The sequence below is a fragment of the Stenotrophomonas sp. YJH_SMC_69 genome, assembly GCF_059370495.1.
Genome location: NZ_JCAFTS010000009.1, coordinates 137,361 through 159,359, shown reverse-complemented (window position 1 = coordinate 159,359; position 21,999 = coordinate 137,361). Strand labels below are relative to the sequence as shown.

Genomic DNA, 21,999 nt, shown 5'->3' with positions numbered 1-21,999 from the left:
TTTCCGGAGGTGAGGGGAACCGAAGCCCGCGAATGCGGGACGCGCTCAACTCACGCCCGGGGAGGACGCGTCAGTTCATCCTGGGCGACCGCATAGGTCGCCGCGTCGCCGGCATTCATCCAGCGCGCCGGAAGCGGCGCACCGAAGGCGGCGAAGGTACTGGCCGGCAGGCTCAGATTGGAGTGGTGGCAGTGGTTGTGGCTGCAGGCACCGGCGTGCTTGCCGTCGGCATCGCCATCGGCATCCGGTGCGGACTCCACATGCACCGTGCTGGCGTGCGGTTCCACCGTGCAGGCCAGCGCGTCGGCCACCGGCACGACCACGAATGCCGCCATCAGCAGCATCAGCAGGGTCGAACGGAGGTGGCGGGTGATCCAGCGCATGGACGGCAGGCTAGCAAGCGGTTTTCGCCGGATACAATATCAATGGACGCTTCGGGAATTCGTCGGAATCTCCCGTTCAGCTGGGCCGGGCGCGGGGTCGGATCCCTTTCCTCCGGAAAGGGCTCTGACCCCACCACACCGTTCGGGTGCGCCGCGCACATGTGCTCAGGTAGGTGTCGACCTTGGTCGACACGCTTTTCGACCCCACCGCGTTGCCGGCCAGCGGCCGGCACTACCCGTATCACGGCAGCTTCGCGATCACCTTGATCTCGAACTGGAACCCATACAGCCAGGTCACGCCGATACCGGTCAGGGTCGGGTGCGGCGCCTCGCCCCAATACTCCGGCACGATTGCCCAGGCCTTCTCAAAGTTCTTCTCTGGATCGACCAGGAACACGGTCACGTCGATCACGTCATCGAACGTGCAGCCGGCAGCAGCCAACACCGCATTGAGATTCTCGAAAGCGCGGCGCACCTGCGTTTCGAAGTCTGGCTCGGGCGAGCCGTCCTCACGGCTGCCGACCTGGCCGGATACGAACAGGAAGCCGTTGGAACGGATCGCAGGCGAGTAGCGGTTGCGCTCGTACAGGGCCTGGCGGCCGGCGGGGAAAACGACATCACGCTGTGACATGGGGAAGATCCCGTGGGAGAGAACGCCATCCTCCCCGTCAGCGCTGTCTGGATAAACCGCGATGATCGGCCTAGATTGATTGTCAATTCCAAACAATCATGGCCCGCCATGGACCGTTTCGAGGCGATGCGGGCCTTTGCCCGGGTGGTGGAAACCGGCAGCTTCACCCGCGCCGCGCAGACCCTGCAGATCAGCCGCACCACGGCCACCCAGCTGGTGCAGCAGCTGGAGGCACACCTGCGGCTGCGCCTGCTCAACCGCACCACGCGCCGGGTCAGCGTCACCGCCGACGGCGCGGCCTACTACCCGCGCATCGCCCGCCTGCTGGCCGAGCTGGAAGAAGTGGAGGGCGGGCTGGGCGACGCGGCCACCCAGCCGCGCGGGCGGCTGCGCGTGGATGTGCCCGGGCCCTACGCGCGGCTGCGGCTGGTGCCGGCGCTGCCGGACTTCCAGGCGCGCTACCCGGAGATCCAGCTGGACATCGGCGTGAGTGACCGCGAAGTCGATGTCATCGCCGACAACGTCGACTGCGTGATCCGGGGTGGCACCCCGGCCGACCCGGCGCTGGTAGCGCGGCCGCTGGCGGCGCTGCCGATCGGCTTCCACGCAAGCCCCGACTATGTGCAACGTTTCGGCCTGCCGACCGATCCGCGCGCGCTGCAAGGGCCCGATCACCACATGGTCGGCTTCCTCAGCCCGCGCAGTGGCCGCGCACGCGTGTTCGTTGCACAGCGCGGCGATGAGCGCATCGAGGTGCAGGGCTGCTACACGGTCGGTTTTGACGACGGCAATGCCTATCTGGCCGCTGCGTTGGCGGGGTTGGGCGTGGTGGCGCTGCCCAGCTACATGGCCGAGCCGCACGTGGCGCGCGGCGAGCTGTTGCCGGTGTTGCCGGACTGGCAGCTGCCGCCGATGCCGATGCATGTGATGTTCCCGCCGAACCGGCACATGAGCCAGCGGCTGCGGGTGTTCATCGATTGGGTGGTGGAGGCGTTGGGTTGATCGCGCGCGCGCATCTGTAGAGCCGAGCCCACGCTCGGCTGCTTCTGGCATCACCAAGCCCGCGCTACGCGCGCCAGCCGAGCGTGGGCCCGGCTCTACCGGCATGCGAAAATCACCACAGCACGTAACAGGAAACATCGCCACGCATGAGTCGCATCGTCGCACTGGATACCGAAACCACCGGCATCTCCCACCGCCTGGGGCACCGGGTGATCGAAATCGGTGCCGTCGAACTGATCGATGGCCAGCTCACCGGCCGCCAGTTCCACACCTACCTGCAGCCGCAGCGCAGGGTCGACTGGGGTGCACAGCGCGTGCACGGCATCAGTGATGCGATGCTGGTGGGCAAGCCACTGTTTTCCAGCAAGGCCGCCGAACTGCTGGACTTCCTGCGCGGCAGCGAGATGGTCGCGCACAACGCCACCTTCGATGTGGGCTTCCTGGACAACGAGCTGCGTCTGTCCGGTATTCCCGGCACGCTGGCCCAGCACTGCCGCATCACCTGCAGCCTGAAGCTGGCGCGCGGGCGCTGGCCCGGCCAGGGCAACAAGCTGGACGATGTGCTGCAGCGCCTGCGCATTCCCAGCCAGCGCGGCCTGCACGGCGCGCTCAAGGATGCCCATCTGCTGGCGCAGGTGATCCCGCACCTGCGCTGAGGCCTGGCCGCTGTTACACCGGCCGTAACCAGCGCTCGATCATCGCCACGCCACAGGCCACCCCGTCCTCATGGCCCATCGCCACGCCCAGGGCCGCCGCGCGTGCGCGTGTTGCGTCGGTTTCAACGAAGGTGATGGCTGCCGCCAGCGTTGCTGCATCCAGTCGCTTCGGTGACAACGGTGGCGGTGCCACGCCCAACCGATACAGGCGATCGGCCCAGAAGAACTGATCCGCGGCGAACGGCATCACCAGCGAGGGAATGCCGGCGCGGCAGGCCGAATGCGTGGTGCCGCTGCCACCATGGTGGATGGCGAGTGCGCAATGCGGGAACAGTGCTTCGTGTGGCGTCGGGCCGAGCACGAACACATCTGCTGGCAGCGCACCCGTCGGCAATCCGGCCCACCCTGGAAACAGCAGCACCCGGCGCGGTGCCAGCGCCTGCAGCAGGGCCGGCAGCACGCGCTCGCGATCGAATCCGGTCATGCTGCCAAAGCCCAGATAGACCGGCGGCGGCCCGGCATCGAGGAAGGCCTGCAGATCGGCTGGCGGCGTCCAGGGCGCATCAGGAAGCCGCCATTGGCCACAGGCGATGTGGTCGGCCGGCCAGTCCGCCGGTGGCGGCAGCAGCTGCGGCGAGATGCCATAGAGCATCGGCAGGCCGGACCACAGCGCGCGACGCGGCGATTGCCCCAGTTGCTGGCGTGCCGCGTTGATCGGCCGACGGAACTGGCGCCAGATCAGGCCGTTGACCCACCCGTAGCTGGCCCGGTTCAACCAGCCCGGCGAGCGTCCGGGTGGCAGGAACGGAGAGCGGAAGGCTCGCGTCGGGGTCAGCGGAATCATGCCGGTGCCGATGACCGGCAGACCCCGACGTTCGCCCACGCTCATGCCGACAAGGGCCGCCAGTCCGCCGGTCAGAATCGCATCGCAGCCTTCGGCGGCGGCATCGGCCTGGCGCATCCAGCCGCTGACATGCTGCAGCGCCATCCGTGCCAGACCGGTACTGGCGGCGGCAACACCGTTGCCCCGCGAGACAAGGGCGACCACTTCGTCATGGATGTCACCCTCAAGGGCCGCGTGGGGCACATCCAGGGCCTGCGCGCTGCCCAGGGTGCCGCCATCGGCCAGCAGTGTCACCGCGTGGCCTGCGCTGATCAGCCCATGGCAGAGCATGGCCAGCGGACGCGTATCGCCTTCGGTTCCGTAGGTCAGGGCCAGCAGCCGCATGGAAAGCTCCGCAGTGATCCGGGCCAGTATGCCGGTTGGCGAAGTCCCCCCGCCCCGCCGGTCCAGTCCCCGCCTGTGGGTAACTTGCGCAAGTGCTTGAACCCGTGCATAATGCGCGGCTCGCTGTGTCCGGTTTTCTACCGGGCGGCGCTCCCGGGAGCACGTCCCCGGCCGCCCAACGCCAGCGTAACCCTTTGATTCTCTTGACGTGTGGTGGGCAACCATCGAGGCCGCCGTCGCCCGGGCTACGGGCTGACAACTACTACTATCGAGGTGCGCAATGTCCCGCGTATGCCAGGTTTCCGGCAAGCGAGTGCAGACGGGTAACAACGTCTCGCACGCCAACAACAAGACCCGTCGTCGTTTCCTGCCGAATCTGCACGAGCGCCGTTTCTGGGTGGCCAGCGAGAACCGCTGGGTCAAGCTTCGTGTTTCCGCGCATGCACTGCGCACCATCGACAAGAACGGCATCGATTCCGTTCTGGCTGAGCTGCGTGCGCGCGGCGAAAAGGTCTGAGGAGTAAAGCATCATGGCAGGCAAGCGCGATAAGGTCCGTATGATTTCCTCGGCCGGTACCGGCCACTTCTACACGACCGACAAGAACAAGAAGAACACCCCGGGGAAGATGGAATTCCTGAAGTACGATCCGGTCGTGCGCAAGCACGTCCTGTACAAGGAAGGCAAGATCAAGTAATCCGCATGGATTGCTGGTCCCCGCGAAGAAACCCGCCCTTGTGGCGGGTTTTTTCATGCCCTGCGTTTACCTGGTGGATACCGACCGTTCCGATGCTGCTGTGGTGGTGGTGGGTGCCGACCGTTGGTCGGCACTGGGCAGTCCCTGCGCACGCTGTCGCCAATGGCGCCATGCCTGGAGCGAAGGGCCGAATGCGATAAGTGATTGTTCCTACCGGTTCGGGCGCCTCGCACGGTTCAAATCGATTGGAACGACGGGCGTGGCCGTGCCCATGATGGTGAGCCGCTGCGGTTGCAGCGGTCGGGCTTGCAATCCCGTGAAGTCAATCAATCAGTAGACTCGCCCGCCGTCGCCGGAGATCCCTCCGGCGACGGTTGGTGACCTATCCGCCTCTATGGCGGACGGTGCGAGGGGGCCTTGCGCCCGCCGGTTCGTTTGCTGATTGATTGCTTCCCGGTATTGCAACCACGCATCGTCCGCCACCTTCACGGTGGCCAGATCCGTTGAAGGAGGTTGCATGAACACCCCATCACACCGGCAGGACCTGGAACTGGGCTGGCTGCGCCTGCAGCGCATGCTGCAAGGCATCGAGGGCATGGCGCTGCTGCTGTGCGACCACCATCTGGCACTGGCCAACGGCGCGCCGTCGCCGCTGCCGGAGGCGCAGCTGGAGCGGGCCGCACAGGCGATCGCCTGCATGGCGCTCAACGGCCGCCGCCATGCCGACGCGGTGCGGCGGCTGTGCGAGGTGCCGGTGCGGCATTGAGCCATCCTGTAGAGCCGAGCCCACGCTCGGCTGCTGTGCGGTCGGACCGGAAGGCCGTCGAGCGCGGCTCGACTCCACAAGGGCCGGTGGGCAGAATGGCCCATCACCTCCCGACGGGCGACACGATGCTGTTCGAGTGGTTGCTGGGTTCGTACCTGCTGCTGATCGACTGGCTGATCCGGCTGGTTGCACTGTGCTGGATCCCCACCCGCACCACGCCGGGGGCGGCGCGTAGCTGGCTGCTGCTGGTCGGCTTCGTGCCGCTGCTGGGCCTGCCGCTGTACCTGCTGTTCGGCCACCCATGGCTGTCGCGCGAGCGCATCCGCCGCCAGGCCGAGGCCTCGCAGGTCATCCGAGAGGAACAGGCGCTGCAGCATCGCCTGCGCTGGACACCGCAGCCGGACACCGCCAGCGCTGAGATCGTGCCGCTGGTGCAGCGCCAGGGCGACTTCATGCCGGTGCACGGCAACGCCGTCGATCTGCTGACCGACTACGACGAATCACTGCACACGCTGATCGCCGACATCGACCAGGCCGAAGACCGCGTGCACCTGCTGTACTACCTGATGTTCGACGACGCGGTGGGCGAGGCGATCGTCGAGGCCCTGCAGCGTGCGGCTGCACGTGGCGTGCAGTGCCGCGTGCTGCTCGACGCGGTGGGCGCCAAGCGCGGCCTGCGTGCCTATCGCAAGCGCCTGCAGGCGCGCGACATCGAAGTGCGCGCGATGCTGCCCGGTGGCCTGCGCTGGCGCCGCAGCGGGCGCATGGACCTGCGCAACCATCGCAAGATCGCGGTGATCGACAACGAAGTGGCCTATGTCGGTTCGCAGAACCTGGCCGGCCCGCAGTTCGTGCCTGGCCACCCGAACCGCGAGCTGGTGGCGCGCGTGCGCGGCCCGGCGGTGGCGCATCTGGAAGCGGTGTTCGCCAGCGACTGGTACATGGAAACCGGCCAGCGCCTGGACGTGATCGCCGATGTGCCCGAGTGCAGCGACGACATCGCCACCCAGTTGCTGCCCAGCGGCCCCGCCTATCCCTACAGCAACGCACGCGATGCGGTGGCGGCGCTGATCCACCTGGCGCGGCGCCGGCTGGTGATGGTCACCCCGTATTTCGTGCCCGACGAAGCCACGCTCAGCGCCTTGCGCATTGCGGCCTTGTCCGGCGTGCAGGTGCAGCTGATCCTGTCGGCCAGCAACAACCAGCGGCTGACGTCGTGGGCGCAGGAGGCCTACTACGACGAGCTGCTGCGCTGTGGCGTGCGCATCGCGCTGTACGAGCCGCAGTTCCTGCACGCCAAGCACATGAGCGTGGACGAGGACATCGCCGTGCTCGGCTCGATCAACATGGATATCCGCTCGTTCGCGCTGAATGCCGAAATCGGCCTGGTCTGCTACGACCGTGCGCTGGTGCAGCAGCTGTGCGCGATCGAGGATGGCTACCTGCGCGAGTCGCGGCAGCTGGACCTGCAGCAGTGGCGCAGCCGTCCCACGTGGCGGCGCAGCCGCGAAGGCATCGCACGGCTGGCCGATGCGTTGATGTGAAACGGCGGCAACCGCCCGCTTCGGCAATCCGGCCCGTCATCGCCGATGGCCTACAATCGGCGCATGACTGATTCACCGCGTAATGGCGAACTGGACCTGGCAATCATCGGTGGTGGTGCGGCCGGGGTGCTGGTGGCGATCCAGGTGTTGCGCCAGGCCCAGGCGCCGCTGGCGCTGGCCATCTTCGAACCGGCTTCGCAGCTGGCGCAGGGCATCGCCTATGCCACGCCGTGGCCGGAGCACCTGCTGAACGTGCCGGCGGCGAAGATGAGTGCGTTTGCCGACCAGCCCGGCGATTTCCTCGACTACCTGATGGCCGCCAACGCCTACCCGGGCGAGGCGCGCGAGGTGCTGGGCGAGCGTTACGTGTGCCGCCACTACTTTGCAGCGTACCTGCAGCAGCGCCTGCAGGAGGCCGCCGCGGCCAGCCCGGCACAGCTGCAGGTGATCGTGCAGCCGGTACTGGGCCTGCAGCCGGATGACCACGGCTACCAGCTGGCACTCGGCGATGGCCAGACGCTGCACGCCGCACAGGCAGTGCTCGCCACCGGCAACAGCATGCGGCCGCTGCCGGTAGCCGGTGCCGAGGCACTGCCCGCCGATGACGTGATCGAGGCCTGGGACTACGACGGCATACGCACCCTGGCCGGTGAGCAGGCCGTGGCCATCGTCGGCTCCGGCCTGAGCATGGCTGACACCGTGCTGGCATTGGTCGCTGCCGGCCACACCGGCCCGCTGCACGTGATCTCGCGCCATGGCCTGCTGCCGCTGCCGCATGCGCATGGCGGCCTGCCCGCGTTCGACCCGGCTGCGCTGCTGCCGATGAGCCTGCGCCAGCGCCTGCGCGCGTTGCGCGGGTTCGCGCGCCAGGCGCAGGCCGATGGTCTGCCGTGGCAGGGGGTGATGGACCGCATCCGTCCGCACGGGCAGGCACTGTGGTGCAGCCTCGACGCGGCCGACCAGCGCCGCTTCCTGCGCCATGTGGTGCGCTACTGGGACGTGCATCGCCACCGCATCGCCGAAGAGGTCGACGCACAGCTGCAGGCGCTGATCGAAAGCGGCCAACTGCGTATTCACCGGTCCCGCCTGCAACGCATCGGCCGCGAAGGCGATGCCCTGCGGCTGTCGGGTCGCGACGCCTCCGGCAAGGATCAGCACTGGACGATCGGCGGCGTGATCAACGCCACCGGCGTGGAAACCCGCGCCAGCGCGCTGCGCAATCCCTTGCTGCAACAGCTGCAGAGCGATGGCCTGGCCCGCCCCGGCCCGCACGGGCTGGGCCTGGACAGCACAGTGCCGGGCGACCGCCTGCGTGCCGCCGGTGGCCAGCCGCAGGCGCGGCTGGGCGTACTCGGCAGCCTGCGCATCGGCAGCCTGTGGGAAAGCCTGGCGGTGCCTGAACTGCGTCAGCAGGCGCAGGCACTGGCCACCCAGGTGGTCGCAGGAGCCGCGACGGCGATGCCGTAAAATGGGGGCATGGATGTCTCCCACCTGCTTGATGGCCTGAACCCGGCCCAGCGCGAAGCCGTCTCCGCTCCCCCCGGCCACCACCTGGTGCTGGCCGGTGCCGGTTCCGGCAAGACCCGCGTACTCACCCACCGCATCGCCTGGCTGCATGAAGTCGACGGCGTGCCGACCCACGGCATTTTCGCGGTGACTTTCACCAACAAGGCGGCCGGCGAAATGCGCCACCGCATCGACGCCCAGCTGCCCCATGGCAGCCGTGGCATGTGGATCGGTACCTTCCACGGCCTGGCCAACCGCCTGCTGCGCCTGCACTGGCAGGACGCGAAGCTGCCCGAAGGTTTCCAGGTGATGGATTCGGACGACCAGCTGCGGCTGGTCAAGCGCGTGGTGCAGGCGCTGGAGCTGGACGACGGCAAGTACCCGCCCAAGCAGATCGCGTGGTGGATCAACGCGCAGAAGGACGAGGGCCGCCGCCCGCAGCACATCCAGCCCGAACCGCACGACGCGTGGCTGGAAACCATGCGCCAGGCCTACATCGAGTACCAGGCGCGCTGCGACCGCGCCGGCCTGGTCGACTTCGCCGAGCTGCTGCTGCGCGCGCACGAACTGCTGCGCGACAACCCGGCGCTGCTGTCGCACTACCGCGCCCGCTTCCGCGAGATCCTGGTGGACGAGTTCCAGGACACCAATGCCATCCAGTACGCCTTCGTGCGCGTGCTGGCCGGCGATTCCGGCCACGTGTTCGTGGTCGGCGACGACGACCAGGCCATCTACGGCTGGCGCGGTGCCAAGGTCGAGAACGTGCAGGGCTTCCTGCGCGATTTCCCGGGCGCGCAGACCATCCGCCTGGAGCAGAACTACCGCTCCACCGCCAACATCCTCGGCGCTGCCAACGCGGTGATCGCGCACAACCCGGATCGCATCGGCAAGCAGTTGTGGACCGACAGCGGTGACGGCGAGCCGATCGACCTGTACGCCGCGTACAACGAGATGGACGAGGCACGCTACATCGTCGAGCGTGCCCGCCAGTGGGTGCGCGACGGTGGCAGCTACACCGAAGTGGCCGTGCTCTACCGCAGCAACGCGCAGTCGCGCGCGCTGGAAGAAGCGCTGCTGAGCGAACAGGTGCCGTACCGCGTGTATGGCGGCATGCGCTTCTTCGAGCGTGCCGAAATCAAGGACGCGCTGGCCTACCTGCGCCTGCTGTCCAACCGCAACGATGACGCCGCGTTCGAGCGCGCGGTCAACACCCCCACCCGGGGCATCGGCGACCGCACGCTGGACGAAGTGCGCCGCGAGGCACGCGCGCAGGGTATCTCGCTGTGGGAAGCAACGATGCTGGTCACCCAGGGCAACGCGCTGGCCGCACGCGCGCGCAATGCGCTGGCCGGCTTCCTGGGGCTGGTCAACGAGCTGCAGGCGCAGACCGTGCACATGACCCTGGCCGAGCGCGTGGACCACGTGCTGGCCCGCTCGCAGCTGCGCGAGCACTGGAGCAAGGAAAGCCGCAATGCGCTGGACTCGGAGTCGCGCACCGACAACCTCGACGAACTGGTCTCGGTGGCCTCGCGCTTCGTGCGCCGGGCCGACGACATCGAGGAAGTGGGCGAGGACATGGACGAGCTGGTCGCGTTCCTGGCCTATGCCGCGCTGGAGGCCGGTGAGGGCCAGGCGCAGGCGGGCGAAGAGGGCGTGCAGCTGATGACCCTGCACTCGGCCAAGGGCCTGGAATTCCCGCTGGTGTTCCTGGCCGGCCTGGAAGAAGGCCTGTTCCCCAGCGCACGCTCGCTGGAGGAAAGCGGGCGGCTGGAAGAAGAGCGCCGCCTGGCCTATGTCGGCATCACCCGCGCGCGCCAGAAGCTGGTGCTGAGCTATGCCGAATCGCGCCGCATCCACGGCCAGGACAACTACAGCCTGCCGTCACGCTTCCTGCGCGAGATTCCGCGCGAACTGCTGCACGAAGTGCGCCCGAAGGTGCAGGTCTCGCGCCCGGCTTCGATGGGCGCCAGCCGGGTGATGGGCCATGCCTCGATCGAGGCGCCGCCGGTCAAGCTCGGCGCGCTGGTTACCCATCCCAAGTTCGGCGAAGGCATGGTGACCGACTACGAAGGCAGCGGCGCGCACGCCCGCGTGCAGGTCGAGTTTGCTGATGCCGGCAGCAAGTGGCTGGTGATGGCCTACGCCAACCTGACGGTGATCTGATCGCCGTCGAGGGGTCGGATTCCTCCCGCAGGGAGGGCTCTGACCCCATCGCGGAATGCACGTGGTTGGGGCCGGAGCCTTTTCCGTTGGAAAAGGGCTCTGCCCCCATTAGGCTGCGCTCATGACCCGCAATGTGCTCTTCCTCTGCAGCCAGAATCGCCTGCGCAGCCCGACGGCCGAGCAGGTATTCGCCGATTGGCCGGGCATCGAGACCGCCTCGGCCGGGCTGCTGGCCGACGCCGAGGAAGTGCTCAGCCCCGAGCTGCTGCAGTGGGCCGATATCGTGTTCGTGATGGAGCGCGCCCACCGCAACCGGCTGTCCAGCCGCTACAAGGCCTGGTTGAACGGCAAGCGGGTGATCTGCCTGGATATTCCGGATGACTACGAGTACATGGACCCGGTGCTGGTGGAACTGCTGAAGCGCAAGGTCACGCCGTTCCTGCGTTGACAGGCTGTTGTAGAGCCGAGCCCATGCTCGGCTGCTTTTCCGGCCAGAAGCAGCCGAGCATGGGCTCGGCTCTACAATAGGTGGCACTTCTTCCAGGAACGCCCCCATGACCGAACCCACGCTGCACGTCACCGTGAAGTTGAACGCCCGGCTGCAGCCGGAGCACCGCCACGAACTGTTCGAGGATCCGCTCGACGCGCTGCTGCAGGCGGCCCAGGTGGGCGAGCTGACCGGCGGCGGCACCGCGATGTCCGACCTGGGTGAGGTCGAATACGGCGATATCGAAGTGGCACTGGTCGATGCCGCGGGCGTGCCGAAGCTGATCGACCTGCTGGAGCAGCTGGGTGCACCGAAGGGTTCGCAGATACAGGGCGCAGGCGAGGCCGATCGCAGCTTCGGCGTGACCGAAGGCCTGGGCATCTACCTGGATGGCCTGAACCTGCCGGACGAGGTCTACGAACAGTGCGATTCCAACCACGTGTTCGAGCAGCTGTCCGGGAACATCGACGGCCTGGGCGAGATCTGCAGCTGGTGGCAGGGCCCGACCGAGACCGCGCTGTACATGTACGGCCAATCGTTCGAGGCGATGCGCGATGCGATTGACGAGTTCGTGGCCAGCTACCCGCTGTGCCAGAACGCGCGCGTGGTGCAGATCGCCTGAGCGACGTTGTTGTAGAGCCGAAGGTAGCGGCAGGAGCCGCTGCCAACGTCGCTTGCGACGGCCCGAAGGGTGCCGGTCAGGACGACCGGCATAGCCCATGCTCGGCTGCTTTTCCCGCCAGAAGCAGCCGAGCACGGGCTCGGCTCTACAGAAGAGGGCGGGCCGAGCCTGTCCCCCGGACCACGTGACGGTGCGCACACGCCGCTGCGCGGCGCCGGATTGATCCTGCTCAAGGCGCCGCCTGCACATACGGTGTGCAATGGTGTCGTTCCCATCCGGCAGACCGCCACGGAGCCCCACCATGTACAAGCGCATCCTGATTGCCACTGACGGGTCCGAACTGGCCGACAAGGGCCTGGCCAAGGGCTTGGAGCTGGCCAAGGACCTCAACGCCGAGGTCGATATCGTCACTGTTTCCGAGCCGTGGGCCGTCGGCATGTACGACGCCATGGGCTGGAGCGTGGGCTACATGAACAGCCCCGAATACAAGGCCGACCGCGAGGAAGGCGCGCAGAAGGTGCTGCAGCCGGCGCTGGCCAAGGCCGCCGAGCAGGGCATCACCGCCAACCCGGTGCACGTGCTGGACCGCTATGCGGCCGACGGCATCATCGAGACCGCCGGCGAGCGCAACAGCGACCTGATCGTGATGACCTCGCACGGCCGCCGTGGCGTGACCCGTGTACTGCTGGGCAGCCAGACCGCCGAAGTGCTGGCACGCAGCACGCTGCCGGTGCTGGTCATCCGCTGATCCATACCCGCTGATTCAAGCGTTCCCGGGGAGGGGACCCGACGCCGGCCGCAGGATGCGCGCCGGCGTTGTTTTTTGTGGGGGATCGGGGCCGTGCCGGTGGCTTCGAGGGGGTCAGAGCCCTTTCCTGTGGAAAGGGATCCGACCCCGGTCACAACCCCGGTCACCTCACCAGCTGTACAGCTTCCAGTAGACCGGCGACACGCCGTCCTTGTCGTTGTCCATGCGGCCGTCGCCGTTCTTGTCGTACATGTAGAACGGGGCACCGCGCGACGGGGTCACCTTGACCATGCGCAGCTGGCCGGACACGCGGTATTCCTCGATGGTGTCACCGTTGTCCATGGTGCGCTTGGATACATCCGCGCCCTTGACGTCCACCGGGGGGGCGCCCGCGCCACCCATGCTGGCGCAGCCAGCGAGCAGGAGCAGGGAAGCCAGCATCAGGGTCTTCATCGGCGGAGCCTTTGCCTGGAAAGAGCCCTGATTATGCCCCATCGCGGTGTACGGGCCGTGTCGCCGCGGTGCAGGCACGGGCGCGTAGAATCGGCACATGAGCAGATTAGTCCTGATCGACGGGTCCAGTTACCTGTACCGCGCGTTCCACGCGCTGCCGCCCCTGTCCAATGCACAGGGTGAACCCACCGGCGCGCTGTTCGGCGTGGTCAACATGCTGCGTTCGACGCTGAAGGAGCGCCCGGCCTACGTCGCGTTCGTGGTCGACGCGCCGGGCAAGACCTTCCGTGACGACCTGTACGACCAGTACAAGGCCAACCGCCCGCCGATGCCCGATGAGCTGCGCAGCCAGGTCGAGCCGATGTGCCGCATCGTCGAAGCGCTGGGCATCAGCATCCTGCGCATCCCCGGCGTGGAGGCCGACGATGTGATCGGCACGCTGGCCCTTCAGGGCCTGGCGCAGGACCTGAAGGTGACCATTTCCACCGGCGACAAGGACTTCGCCCAGCTGGTGCGCCCGGGCATCGAGCTGGTCAACACCATGACCGGCAGCCGCATGGATTCGGATGCGGCGGTGATGGAGAAGTTCGGCGTGCGCGCCGACCAGATCATCGACCTGCTGGCGCTGATGGGCGACGCGGTCGACAACGTGCCGGGCGTGGAGAAGTGCGGGCCGAAGACCGCCGCCAAGTGGCTGGCCGAGTACCAGCACCTGGACGGCGTGATGGCGGCCGCGCCGGCCATGAAGGGCAAGATCGGCGAGAACCTGCGCGCCGCGCTGGAGCGGCTGCCGCTGAACCGCGAGCTGGTGACCATCCGTACCGACGTGCAGCTGGACGCCAGCCCGACCACGCTGGCCCTGCGCGAGCAGGATGTGCCGGCGCTGACCGAGCTGTATACGCGCTATGGCTTCACCCAGGCGCTGAAGGAGCTGGGCGCGCCGGTGCCGGCACCGGTGGCCGCCAGCGAGGCGACCCCGAGCCTGCGTGGCACCGCCGCTGGCTTCGCCCGTGGCAGCGTCGAGGCGCCCGCCGCTGGCACGCTGGATCCGGCACTGTCCGCGCCGGGTGAGTACGAGACCGTGCTGACCGCCGAGCAGCTGCAGGCCTGGGTCGAACGCCTGCAGCAGGCCGAACTGATCAGCTTCGATACCGAGACCGATGCGCTGGACGCGATGCGCGCGCGCCTGGTGGGCATCAGCCTGGCCGTCGAGCCGGGCAGGGCGGCGTACATTCCGGTCGGCCACGATTACCCGGGTGCGCCGGCCCAGCTGCCCATGCAGCAGGTGCTGGACGCACTGCGCCCGGCGCTGCAGGACCCGGCGAAGAAGAAGCTGGGCCAGCATGGCAAGTACGACCTGCATGTGCTGCGCCGCCACGGCGTGGCGGTGCAGGGCTACCACGACGACACCATGCTCGAGAGCTTCGTGCTCAATTCCACCGCCACCCGCCACGACATGGATTCGCTGGCGCTGCGTTATCTGGGCTACAGCACCATCAAGTTCGAGGACGTGGCCGGCAAGGGCGCCAAGCAGATCCCGTTCTCGCAGGTGGGCATCGACGAAGCCAGCCGCTACGCCGCCGAGGACGCCGACATCACCCTGCGCCTGCACCACGCATTGCAGCCGCAGCTGCTGGCCGAGCCGGCGCTGGACAGCGTGTACCGCAACATCGAGATGCCGCTGGTGCCGGTGCTGGCCAGCATTGAAGCCAATGGCGTGCGGATCGACACCGACGAACTGCGCCGGCAGAGCCAGGACCTGTCCTCGCGCATGCTGGCCGCGCAGCAGAAGGCCACCGAGCTGGCCGGGCGCAGCTTCAACCTGGATTCGCCCAAGCAGCTGCAGGCGGTGCTGTTCGACGAGCTGAAGCTGCCGGCGGTGGTGAAGACCCCGAAGGGCCAGCCCAGCACCAACGAAGAGGCGCTGGAGGCGATTGCCGACCAGCATGAGCTGCCGCGGGTCATCCTGGACTACCGTGGGTTGGCCAAGCTGCGCAGCACCTACACCGACAAGCTGCCGGAGATGGTCAACCCGGACACCGGCCGGGTGCATACCAGCTACCACCAGTCCGGTGCCGCCACCGGCCGCCTGTCCTCGTCGGACCCGAACCTGCAGAACATCCCGATCCGCACCGAGGACGGCCGCCGCATCCGCCGCGCGTTCATCGCCCCGGAAGGCTTCCAGCTGCTGGCGGCCGACTATTCGCAGATCGAACTGCGGATCATGGCCCACCTGTCCGAGGACCCGGGCCTGGTGCGTGCCTTCGAGCAGGGCGCCGACGTACACCGTGCCACCGCCGCCGAGGTGTTCGGGCGCACGCTGGAGGAGGTGACCCCGAACGAGCGCCGCGCCGCCAAGGCCATCAACTTCGGCCTGATGTACGGCATGAGCGCCTTCGGCCTGGCCCGCAACCTGGGCATCGACCGTGGCCAGGCGCAGGACTACGTGGCGCTGTACTTCAGCCGCTACCCGGGCGTGCGCGACTTCATGGAGCGGATGCGCCAGCAGGCCCGTGACCAGGGCTACGTGGAAACCCTGTTCGGCCGTCGCCTGTACCTGAACGACATCCACGCCCGCAACCAGGGCCTGCGTGCCGGTGCTGAACGCGCGGCGATCAACGCGCCGATGCAGGGCACTGCCGCCGACATCATCAAGCGCGCGATGGTGGATGTGGACCAGTGGCTGCGTGACAGCGGGGCGCCGGCACGGATGATCCTGCAGGTGCACGATGAACTGGTGTTCGAAACCGAAAGCAGTTTCGTCGAGGACCTGCGTTTGCAGGTGGTGGAGCGCATGTCGCAAGCGGCCAAACTGCGGGTGCCACTGGTGGTCGACACGGGCGTCGGCAACAACTGGGACGAAGCGCACTGACGGTGTTTCAGGCCGAAAACGACGTGAATTTGTTCATGAGTCGGGTGTTTCTGACTCGACCATGAATGTTGCCCCTATTGAAATTCATTAAATGGGGCCCCTTCACGAACCGTTAGTGTTCGAAGTGCTTCTATAACTCCCGACAGGCGCAACGCCTGTTGTGGATCTCTCCCATCCCCTGGAGCAGATCTCGGAACGGGGACTCCTCCCCAAGTGCCCGTTCCCCGGCCCCGTTGACCTCCCCCTGGTCAGCGGGGCTTTTTATTTGCGCCAACGGAACACACACTGGGGGTCAGATCCCTTTGCCCGCCGGGCAAAGGGATCTGACCCCAGGTGCTAGGCTGGGCCACCGTTCTGCAGGGGAAGACCATGCCCGACCTGTTCGCCCTGGCCATGCCGTGGTGGGAATTCATCCTGCGCGCGGTGGTGGTCTATGTCGTGGTGCTGGGCATGGTCCGGCTGGGCGGCAAGCGGGCTCTGGGGCAGATCACGCCTTTCGACGTGCTGCTGATCGTGCTGCTGGGCAACGCGGTGCAGAACGCGCTGCTGGGCACCGACACCTCGCTGGGCGGTGGCCTGCTGCTGGCGGCCACCCTGATCGTGCTGAACTACGGGGTGGGCTGGTTGACCACCCGGAATCGGCGCATGGAGCGGATGATCGAAGGAGAGCCCACCGTGATCGCGCGTGATGGCCGGCTGTTGGAGGGCGTTCTCCGCCGCGAACTGATCAGCCGGGCCGATTTCGATGCCGCGCTGCGCCAACAGGGCGGCCTGCAGATCGAGGACGTGCAGATCGCCCTGCTGGAGACGACCGGGCACATCACGATCATCGCGCGGAAGAGCACCTGACCTCGTAGCGCCGGGCCCATGCCCGGCTCAACAGGTGCCTGGCCTCAGGGAGCGGCTTCAGCCTTCAGCGCCGGCCAGTTGCGCGTCGCGTCCACATCGCAGGCGACGTGGGTGCCCTTTCCGTCCTTCGCGCAGATCGCCGCCATGGCCTGCGGAATCTTCGGATCCGCGGTATGCGCATACACCGCGGCCATTGCCAGGCAACCTTCGCGCACACCCGCGCTGCACAGCGTCTGGAAGTAGGACCGCGATGCGGCCCATTGTTCGTTTTTGAACAGTGCCTCGCCGGCAACCTTGCAGCCCAGCAGCTTGCCATCGGTGCAGCAGGCCTTGGCGCCGTCCTTGCGGTCCAGGGTCGGGCAGTCCAGCGGCAGGGGGATCTCCACGAAGGCCACCGGCGGTGCGCAGCTGGCATTGCCTGAGCCCGGCTTGCGCTCGTAGTAGGCGAAGCGGTTGCCGCCGTCGACGCTGGCCAAGTTTCCGTTCTTCAGCGGCTGCAGTACGAAGTCGCTGCCGACGTCGCGATGGATGAGGATGCGCCCGTCCTGCAGGCTCGCGCGCAGGCGCTGGTCGCGGCCCCCGGCTTCCACCAGGCCACCATCGAGGAAGCGCAGCTGCGAGAGCACGCCGTACACCGCTTCATAGCTCCCACAGGGCAGCGCGGAAGCCGGCACCGGGGCCAGTGCAGCGGCCGGTACCGAGGCCAGTCGGGCAAGCGCCTCGGCGCGGCCGCAGGCCACGCGCTCCGCGCGCTGGGCGCACGACAGCTGCAGCGCGTCATGGGCCTGCAACAGGCGCCCACCACTCCACAGCGCCTCGGCAACGTCGGCGCAGAACGCCTCGCCGTGCTGCTGCCGGCACAGTGCGGCCAGTTCATCGAGCTGCGCGGACGGCAAGACAGGGTCGTTCGAATGCTGCAGGCCGAGCACGGCCTTGCCCATCATCTCGGCGCCGACCACCTCGGCGATCGCCCTGCAGCCCTCGGCATTGAACGACGCCGAATCCTCCTTGCAGATCTCCGGCATCGGCGGCTCGGAACGTGCAGGCGCCGGCGCTGCGTCCTTGGCCTGCCGCTGGTAGGTCTCCAGCAGCTGCATGCAGGCCGCGCCCACGCCTTCGGCGCACCAGGCATGCAGCTTCAGCGGTTCGGCTTCCGGCAACGCCTCCAGGCACTCGGAGGTGTTCATTACGCAGCCGCCCTCGATGGGCTCCGGCATCGTCTTGCAGACGGCGGTGTGCTCGCGGGTGAATTCGCGATAGGGGGTGCTGATCGTGCGATCGTTGTCCGAGAAGTACCAGTTTTCCAGGCGGCCGGTGGACAGGTTGCCGGTGCCGAGCACGTCCTCCTGGCGGGCGATGCGCAGCTGCTCGGTGGCTTGGTAGGGGCCGGACAGGAAACCATGGCCTTCACTTTCGATGGTCAGCGTGGTGTTGCCGTCGACGTCCTTGTAGGTGCCGCAGGCCATCGATTGCGCGGCGGCCGGCAGGCTGGCCGAGGCCAATGCAAGCAACAGCAGGGAGCGCCAGCCCGCGGCGCGGGGGCGGAAGGGAACAGCAGCAGGCATGGGGTCATCCTTGAAGGAGGCAGTGCAGGGCCTGTCCGGCGCGGGGCGCACCACAGGCGTAAGAAGGCGCCACGGATCAGGCGTGGCGCCGGACGATCAGAGCCAGTCGCGTGGCACCAGGTAGTCGGCCAGGCGCGCCTCGGCGCTGCCCGCTTCCGGGGTGAAGCCGTACTCCCAGCGCACCCGCGGCGGCAGGCTCATCAGGATGCTTTCGCTGCGGCCACCGCTCTGCAGCCCGAACAGGGTGCCGCGGTCGTAGACCAGGTTGAACTCCACGTAGCGGCCGCGGCGGTACAGCTGGAACTCGCGTTCGCGCTCGCCATATGCGGCGTCCTTGCGCTGCTGCACGATCGGCAGGTAGGCGTCGAGGAAGCCATCACCGACCGCACGCAGATAAGCGAAATCGCGCTCGAAATCGCCGTGCAGGTCATCGAAGAACAGGCCGCCGACGCCGCGCGTTTCATTGCGGTGGCGCAGGAAGAAGTATTCATCGCACCAGCGCTTGTGCGCGGCATAGCGCTCGTCGCCGAACGGCGTGCACAGGTTGCGTGCGACCCGGTGCCAATGCTGCACGTCCTCGTCGAACGGGTAGAACGGAGTCAGGTCGAAGCCGCCGCCGAACCAGCTGGCCACCACTTCGCCGTCGCGCTGCGCCTGGAAGAAGCGCACGTTGGCATGGGTGGTCGGCACGTAGGGATTGAGCGGGTGGAACACCAGCGACACGCCGGTGGCGCGCCAGGAGGCGCCGGCCAGTTCCGGGCGGTTGGCCGAGGCCGACGGCGGCAGGCGGCTGCCGGCCACATCGGAGAAGCCGATGCCGGCCTGCTCGAACACCGCGCCGTCGCGCAGCACGCGGGTACGCCCGCCACCGCCCTCGGCCCGCTGCCACAGGTCTTCCTGGAAGCGGGCCTGGCCATCGACGGCCTCGATCGCCGCACAGATGCGGTCCTGCAGGTCGGTGAGGTAGGTGCGCACGCGCTCGAATTCGTTCATGGCGCTACTTTACCGCAGGGCCCGCCCGAAGCTGCGGGCAGGCCTTGGCCGGCTCATCGCTTGCGGTTGGAAGCGCGCGGTGCCGGAGTGTCCTCGGCCGTCGCTTCGTCCACCGCCTCCTGCAGGACACGGCCCAGCTCCAGGGCGCTCCAGTTTCCGGTGTCCAGCACGTCGCAGGCGACGTGGCGGCCGCTGCGGTCGGCGGCACACAGCCGCTCCAGCGTCGCATGGGCGTCGATGTCGCTGCTGCGGCCCTGCGCTGCGACCAGGTTTTCGCAGCCCTCGCGCACGCCGGCACGGCACACGGTGGTGTAGTGCTCTGCCGCCTGCCGCCACTGGCCGGACAGCGCAAGACGGTTGCCAAGAATGTTGCAGCCCTGCAGCTTACCCTGCGCGCAGCAGGCTTCGGCACCGCCGCTGGCCAGCGCCTGCGGGCAGTCCTGAGGCAGCGGCAGCACCGTGTAGTGTTTCGGCGGGCTGCAGGTGCTCGCGCCCTCGCCGGTCGGCACGAACACCTGGAAGCGTGTCCACGTGTCCAGGCCCAGCAGCTGGCCCCCGGGCAACGGCCGCAGCACGAAGTCGCCGCCCTTGTCGTGGCGGATGCGGATGTCGCCGTCTTCGACACGAGCACGCAGTTGGCTGTCCCAGCCGATGCCGACCCGTCCTGCATCGCCGAAGTCCAGCGTATCCATCAGGCCACCTGCGGCGCGGAAGGTGCCGCAGGGCAGCGCCGTAGCCGGCTGCGGCCGCAACGAGGCGCCCAGCGCCTGCAATGCAGGCAGGCGCTCGCAGGCGGCGCTTTCCTTACCGGGCGCGCACGCCGTGGTCAGTGCCTGCACCGCCTGCAAGGGGTCGTCGGATTCCCACGAGAGCTCGGCCACGCGGCTGCAGAAGCCGCCATGGCCGACCTGCTGGCACAACTGCAACAGCTGCTGGCGCTGCGCGGCCGGCACCACCACCGGCGTGGAGGGTGACAGCACGGAGCTCACGGCTTCGACCATCGCCGCACCCATCGCGGCCTTGACGATCTGCTCCTGCAGCGCCGGATCCGCTTCCAGCGCCGCTGCACAGGCCGGTGTCTCGTTGCTGAAGCCGCCATTCCGGCACGGCACAGGCAGTTCGATGCCGGCCAGTGCGGTATCGAGGATGGCCTGTTGCTGCGCCTCATCCGGCGTGGCCGGCGCCCTGGCCTCGTCATGCCAGCGATCGGCCAGCTGCAGGCACATGCCGGGCACGCCTTCCCGGCACCCTGCTTCCAGCGCGGCCGGGGGCGCTTCACGGCGGTTGTCCAGGCACGCCGCCGCATCGGCCAGGCAGCTGCCTTCAGCCGGCCTGGCTGCGGCGGCGCACTGTGCGGGGGCCTGCAGGATGTAGACCGTGCCATCCACCTCGACGGTGCGGCCACGATCGCGCACCTGCAACGCGCTGGGCAGGCCGTACTCCAGGTTCACCAGTTGCAGCTTTCCGTCGATCTGCTGGAACGCGACCGGAGACGGCGCACTGCCGAAGTGCTTCTGCTCGCCGCGGTTCGGTGAGCTGATGCGCAGCGTGCCGCTGCCTTCGTCGGCCTTGAACAGGCCGCATTGCGGTGACTGTGCGGCGGCCATCGGCGCGGCCAGCAGCAGCGCCCAGACCAGCCAGCGGCGGCGCGGTGCGGGTGAATGCATGTCGTCTCCTTGACGATCGAACGGGAAACTCCAGGCGCTACGGCGAATCACGGCCCTCGCGCGGGGGCGTGCATTGTGCCGTGCCGGGCACCGGCTGGTAGCGCTGGTAACCGGTCTGCGTATCCATGCCAAGCAGGTCGCCGTTGCCCAGCTGGCGCAGGACAAGGGTTTCGCCGTCCTGCTGCAGGTGGATGGCGCCGTCATACAGGCGGCCGCGCGTGCCGTCGCCGAAGTCGAGCCTGTCGACTTGGCCGCCCTCGGCCTGGTAGCGGCCACACGGCACCTGCCGGAGCGGCACCAGGCGTAGATCGGCGCCGAGTTCACGCAATGGCGCACTACGTTCGCAGGCACTGGCGCGCCCCGCATCGCAGATGACCTGCAGCGCCTGCACGGCCAGCGCGGGTTCCAGCGCGATCAACTGCTGCTCGGCAACCTCGGTGCAGAAGCGACCACCACGGTGTTGCAGGCACAGCTGCTGCAGACGATCACGTGCAGCGCCCGGAAGCGGCGAATCCAGCGCGTCTTCGTCTACCTGTTGCAGACGTTCGCCCAATTGCTGCATGGCGGCAGCCAGCGCATCACTGGTTTGCGTCTCGCAGGCCCCCGGATCATGCCCAGGTGTGGGTTCGCGGCAGATGCCCGGGCGCTCGAAGCGGGCCGGGCCGGTGTCATTGGCTACTGCTGCGCTGTTCTCGCGCAGTTGTCGCAGCAGCGTCGAGCAGCCTGCGCCAACGCCTTCATTGCACGCGCGCAGGGCCTGGCCGGGTGAGGCCGTGGGCAGCTGCGCGATGCAGTGGCTGCCGGCGGCGCGACAGCTGCCGTCCATCACGCTGGGTTCGATGGCGCAGGCGCGGGAGTGGCTCAGCGTGTAGGTCACCACGTCGTCCTCGATGCGGTGCCCATCGGCGCTGATCCGGATCGGTTGCGCCACGCCATCGTCGAGCATGACCAACCGGGTCTGCGCCGCACTGCGATCGACCCATAGTGGCTCCCGTTCACGGATGTCGTTGTGGCGGTAGCCGCTGCTGGGGGCGGTGAACACGAGCGCCGTGCCGCCATCGGCGCTGCGGTATTCGCCACACTGCAACGCGTCGGCGCTGGCAGGCAGCGCGGCGAACAGCAGTGCGGGAAGAAGCATCAGCAAGCGCATGCGACAGTCCTTGTCGAAC

21 protein-coding genes are annotated in these 21,999 nt (G+C 67.9%); 13 read left to right on the top strand and 8 right to left on the bottom strand.

Features of this window, described 5'->3' with window-relative positions:
* Window positions 1-50 precede the first annotated feature (50 nt).
* Together AC5P8F_RS16040 and AC5P8F_RS16035 are read right to left on the bottom strand one after the other, a co-directional pair.
* Window positions 51-383, bottom strand: a complete 333-nt coding sequence (locus tag AC5P8F_RS16040; RefSeq protein WP_111205381.1) for a hypothetical protein — start codon at window positions 381-383, stop codon at window positions 51-53.
* Between the two features lie 241 nt (window positions 384-624).
* Window positions 625-1,014 carry a RidA family protein gene (locus AC5P8F_RS16035; RefSeq protein WP_014648873.1) on the bottom strand — a complete coding sequence of 130 codons (390 nt, stop codon included), beginning with the start codon at window positions 1,012-1,014 and terminating at the stop codon, window positions 625-627.
* A gap of 108 nt (window positions 1,015-1,122) precedes the next feature.
* Here AC5P8F_RS16035 and AC5P8F_RS16030 point away from each other — a divergent pair, with 108 nt between their 5' ends.
* Together AC5P8F_RS16030 and dnaQ are read left to right on the top strand one after the other, a co-directional pair.
* Window positions 1,123-2,016, top strand: coding sequence for a LysR family transcriptional regulator (locus tag AC5P8F_RS16030; protein ID WP_262225199.1), 894 nt, complete (start codon window positions 1,123-1,125; stop codon window positions 2,014-2,016).
* Window positions 2,017-2,162: 146 nt separating this feature from the next.
* Entirely contained in the window at window positions 2,163-2,672 is a 510-nt protein-coding gene (dnaQ, locus tag AC5P8F_RS16025; RefSeq protein ID WP_014648871.1) for a DNA polymerase III subunit epsilon, read from the top strand.
* 13 nt (window positions 2,673-2,685) lie between these two features.
* Here dnaQ and AC5P8F_RS16020 read toward each other — a convergent pair whose 3' ends face one another.
* On the bottom strand, window positions 2,686-3,900 hold the full coding sequence (locus tag AC5P8F_RS16020) for a glycosyltransferase (protein WP_262225201.1): 1,215 nt from the start codon (window positions 3,898-3,900) through the stop codon (window positions 2,686-2,688).
* Window positions 3,901-4,180: 280 nt separating this feature from the next.
* Between AC5P8F_RS16020 and rpmB the strand changes: the two genes are divergently transcribed.
* The 9 genes from rpmB (at window position 4,181) to AC5P8F_RS15975 (ending at window position 12,431) form a co-directional block, all read left to right on the top strand.
* Window positions 4,181-4,417, top strand: coding sequence for a 50S ribosomal protein L28 (gene rpmB / locus AC5P8F_RS16015; protein ID WP_005411638.1), 237 nt, complete (start codon window positions 4,181-4,183; stop codon window positions 4,415-4,417).
* Window positions 4,418-4,427: 10 nt separating this feature from the next.
* On the top strand, window positions 4,428-4,595 hold the full coding sequence (gene rpmG, locus AC5P8F_RS16010) for a 50S ribosomal protein L33 (protein WP_169411268.1): 168 nt from the start codon (window positions 4,428-4,430) through the stop codon (window positions 4,593-4,595).
* A 517-nt stretch (window positions 4,596-5,112) separates the two neighbouring features.
* Window positions 5,113-5,361, top strand: coding sequence for a hypothetical protein (locus AC5P8F_RS16005; protein WP_126411524.1), 249 nt, complete (start codon window positions 5,113-5,115; stop codon window positions 5,359-5,361).
* A 125-nt stretch (window positions 5,362-5,486) separates the two neighbouring features.
* Window positions 5,487-6,905 carry a cardiolipin synthase gene (gene cls / locus AC5P8F_RS16000; RefSeq protein WP_014648869.1) on the top strand — a complete coding sequence of 473 codons (1,419 nt, stop codon included), beginning with the start codon at window positions 5,487-5,489 and terminating at the stop codon, window positions 6,903-6,905.
* 45 nt (window positions 6,906-6,950) lie between these two features.
* On the top strand, window positions 6,951-8,372 hold the full coding sequence (locus AC5P8F_RS15995; protein ID WP_288495470.1) for an FAD/NAD(P)-binding protein: 1,422 nt from the start codon (window positions 6,951-6,953) through the stop codon (window positions 8,370-8,372).
* A gap of 9 nt (window positions 8,373-8,381) precedes the next feature.
* Entirely contained in the window at window positions 8,382-10,574 is a 2,193-nt protein-coding gene (uvrD, locus tag AC5P8F_RS15990; protein WP_014648867.1) for a DNA helicase II, read from the top strand.
* Window positions 10,575-10,695: 121 nt separating this feature from the next.
* Window positions 10,696-11,022: a low molecular weight protein tyrosine phosphatase family protein gene (locus AC5P8F_RS15985; protein ID WP_032960648.1), complete on the top strand. Its 327-nt coding sequence runs from the start codon at window positions 10,696-10,698 to the stop codon at window positions 11,020-11,022.
* Between the two features lie 106 nt (window positions 11,023-11,128).
* Window positions 11,129-11,683, top strand: coding sequence for a hypothetical protein (locus tag AC5P8F_RS15980; RefSeq protein ID WP_014648865.1), 555 nt, complete (start codon window positions 11,129-11,131; stop codon window positions 11,681-11,683).
* 301 nt (window positions 11,684-11,984) lie between these two features.
* The gene (locus AC5P8F_RS15975; RefSeq protein ID WP_005411629.1) at window positions 11,985-12,431 is read left to right on the top strand and encodes a universal stress protein; all 447 of its coding nucleotides are present in this window, start codon (window positions 11,985-11,987) and stop codon (window positions 12,429-12,431) included.
* Between the two features lie 168 nt (window positions 12,432-12,599).
* Here the strand turns inward: AC5P8F_RS15975 and AC5P8F_RS15970 are convergent, their stop codons facing one another.
* Window positions 12,600-12,884, bottom strand: coding sequence for a DUF2782 domain-containing protein (locus tag AC5P8F_RS15970; RefSeq protein ID WP_014038952.1), 285 nt, complete (start codon window positions 12,882-12,884; stop codon window positions 12,600-12,602).
* A gap of 97 nt (window positions 12,885-12,981) precedes the next feature.
* Between AC5P8F_RS15970 and polA the strand changes: the two genes are divergently transcribed.
* Together polA and AC5P8F_RS15960 are read left to right on the top strand one after the other, a co-directional pair.
* Entirely contained in the window at window positions 12,982-15,756 is a 2,775-nt protein-coding gene (polA, locus tag AC5P8F_RS15965) for a DNA polymerase I (protein ID WP_111205375.1), read from the top strand.
* 369 nt (window positions 15,757-16,125) lie between these two features.
* Complete coding sequence (locus AC5P8F_RS15960; protein ID WP_046433229.1) at window positions 16,126-16,605, top strand: DUF421 domain-containing protein; 480 nt, start codon at window positions 16,126-16,128, stop codon at window positions 16,603-16,605.
* 44 nt (window positions 16,606-16,649) lie between these two features.
* On the opposite strand, the gene AC5P8F_RS15955 is transcribed toward AC5P8F_RS15960, so the two are convergent.
* From AC5P8F_RS15955 to AC5P8F_RS15940, 4 genes are all read right to left on the bottom strand, one after another.
* Window positions 16,650-18,170, bottom strand: coding sequence for a hypothetical protein (locus AC5P8F_RS15955; protein ID WP_495228552.1), 1,521 nt, complete (start codon window positions 18,168-18,170; stop codon window positions 16,650-16,652).
* A 96-nt stretch (window positions 18,171-18,266) separates the two neighbouring features.
* Window positions 18,267-19,163 (bottom strand): oxygen-dependent coproporphyrinogen oxidase, encoded by an 897-nt coding sequence (gene hemF, locus AC5P8F_RS15950; protein ID WP_032960638.1) that lies wholly within the window; start codon window positions 19,161-19,163, stop codon window positions 18,267-18,269.
* A 53-nt stretch (window positions 19,164-19,216) separates the two neighbouring features.
* Window positions 19,217-20,830: a hypothetical protein gene (locus AC5P8F_RS15945; protein WP_227864170.1), complete on the bottom strand. Its 1,614-nt coding sequence runs from the start codon at window positions 20,828-20,830 to the stop codon at window positions 19,217-19,219.
* Between the two features lie 37 nt (window positions 20,831-20,867).
* Window positions 20,868-21,980 (bottom strand): hypothetical protein, encoded by a 1,113-nt coding sequence (locus tag AC5P8F_RS15940; RefSeq protein ID WP_495228551.1) that lies wholly within the window; start codon window positions 21,978-21,980, stop codon window positions 20,868-20,870.
* Between the last annotated feature and the right edge of the window lie 19 nt (window positions 21,981-21,999).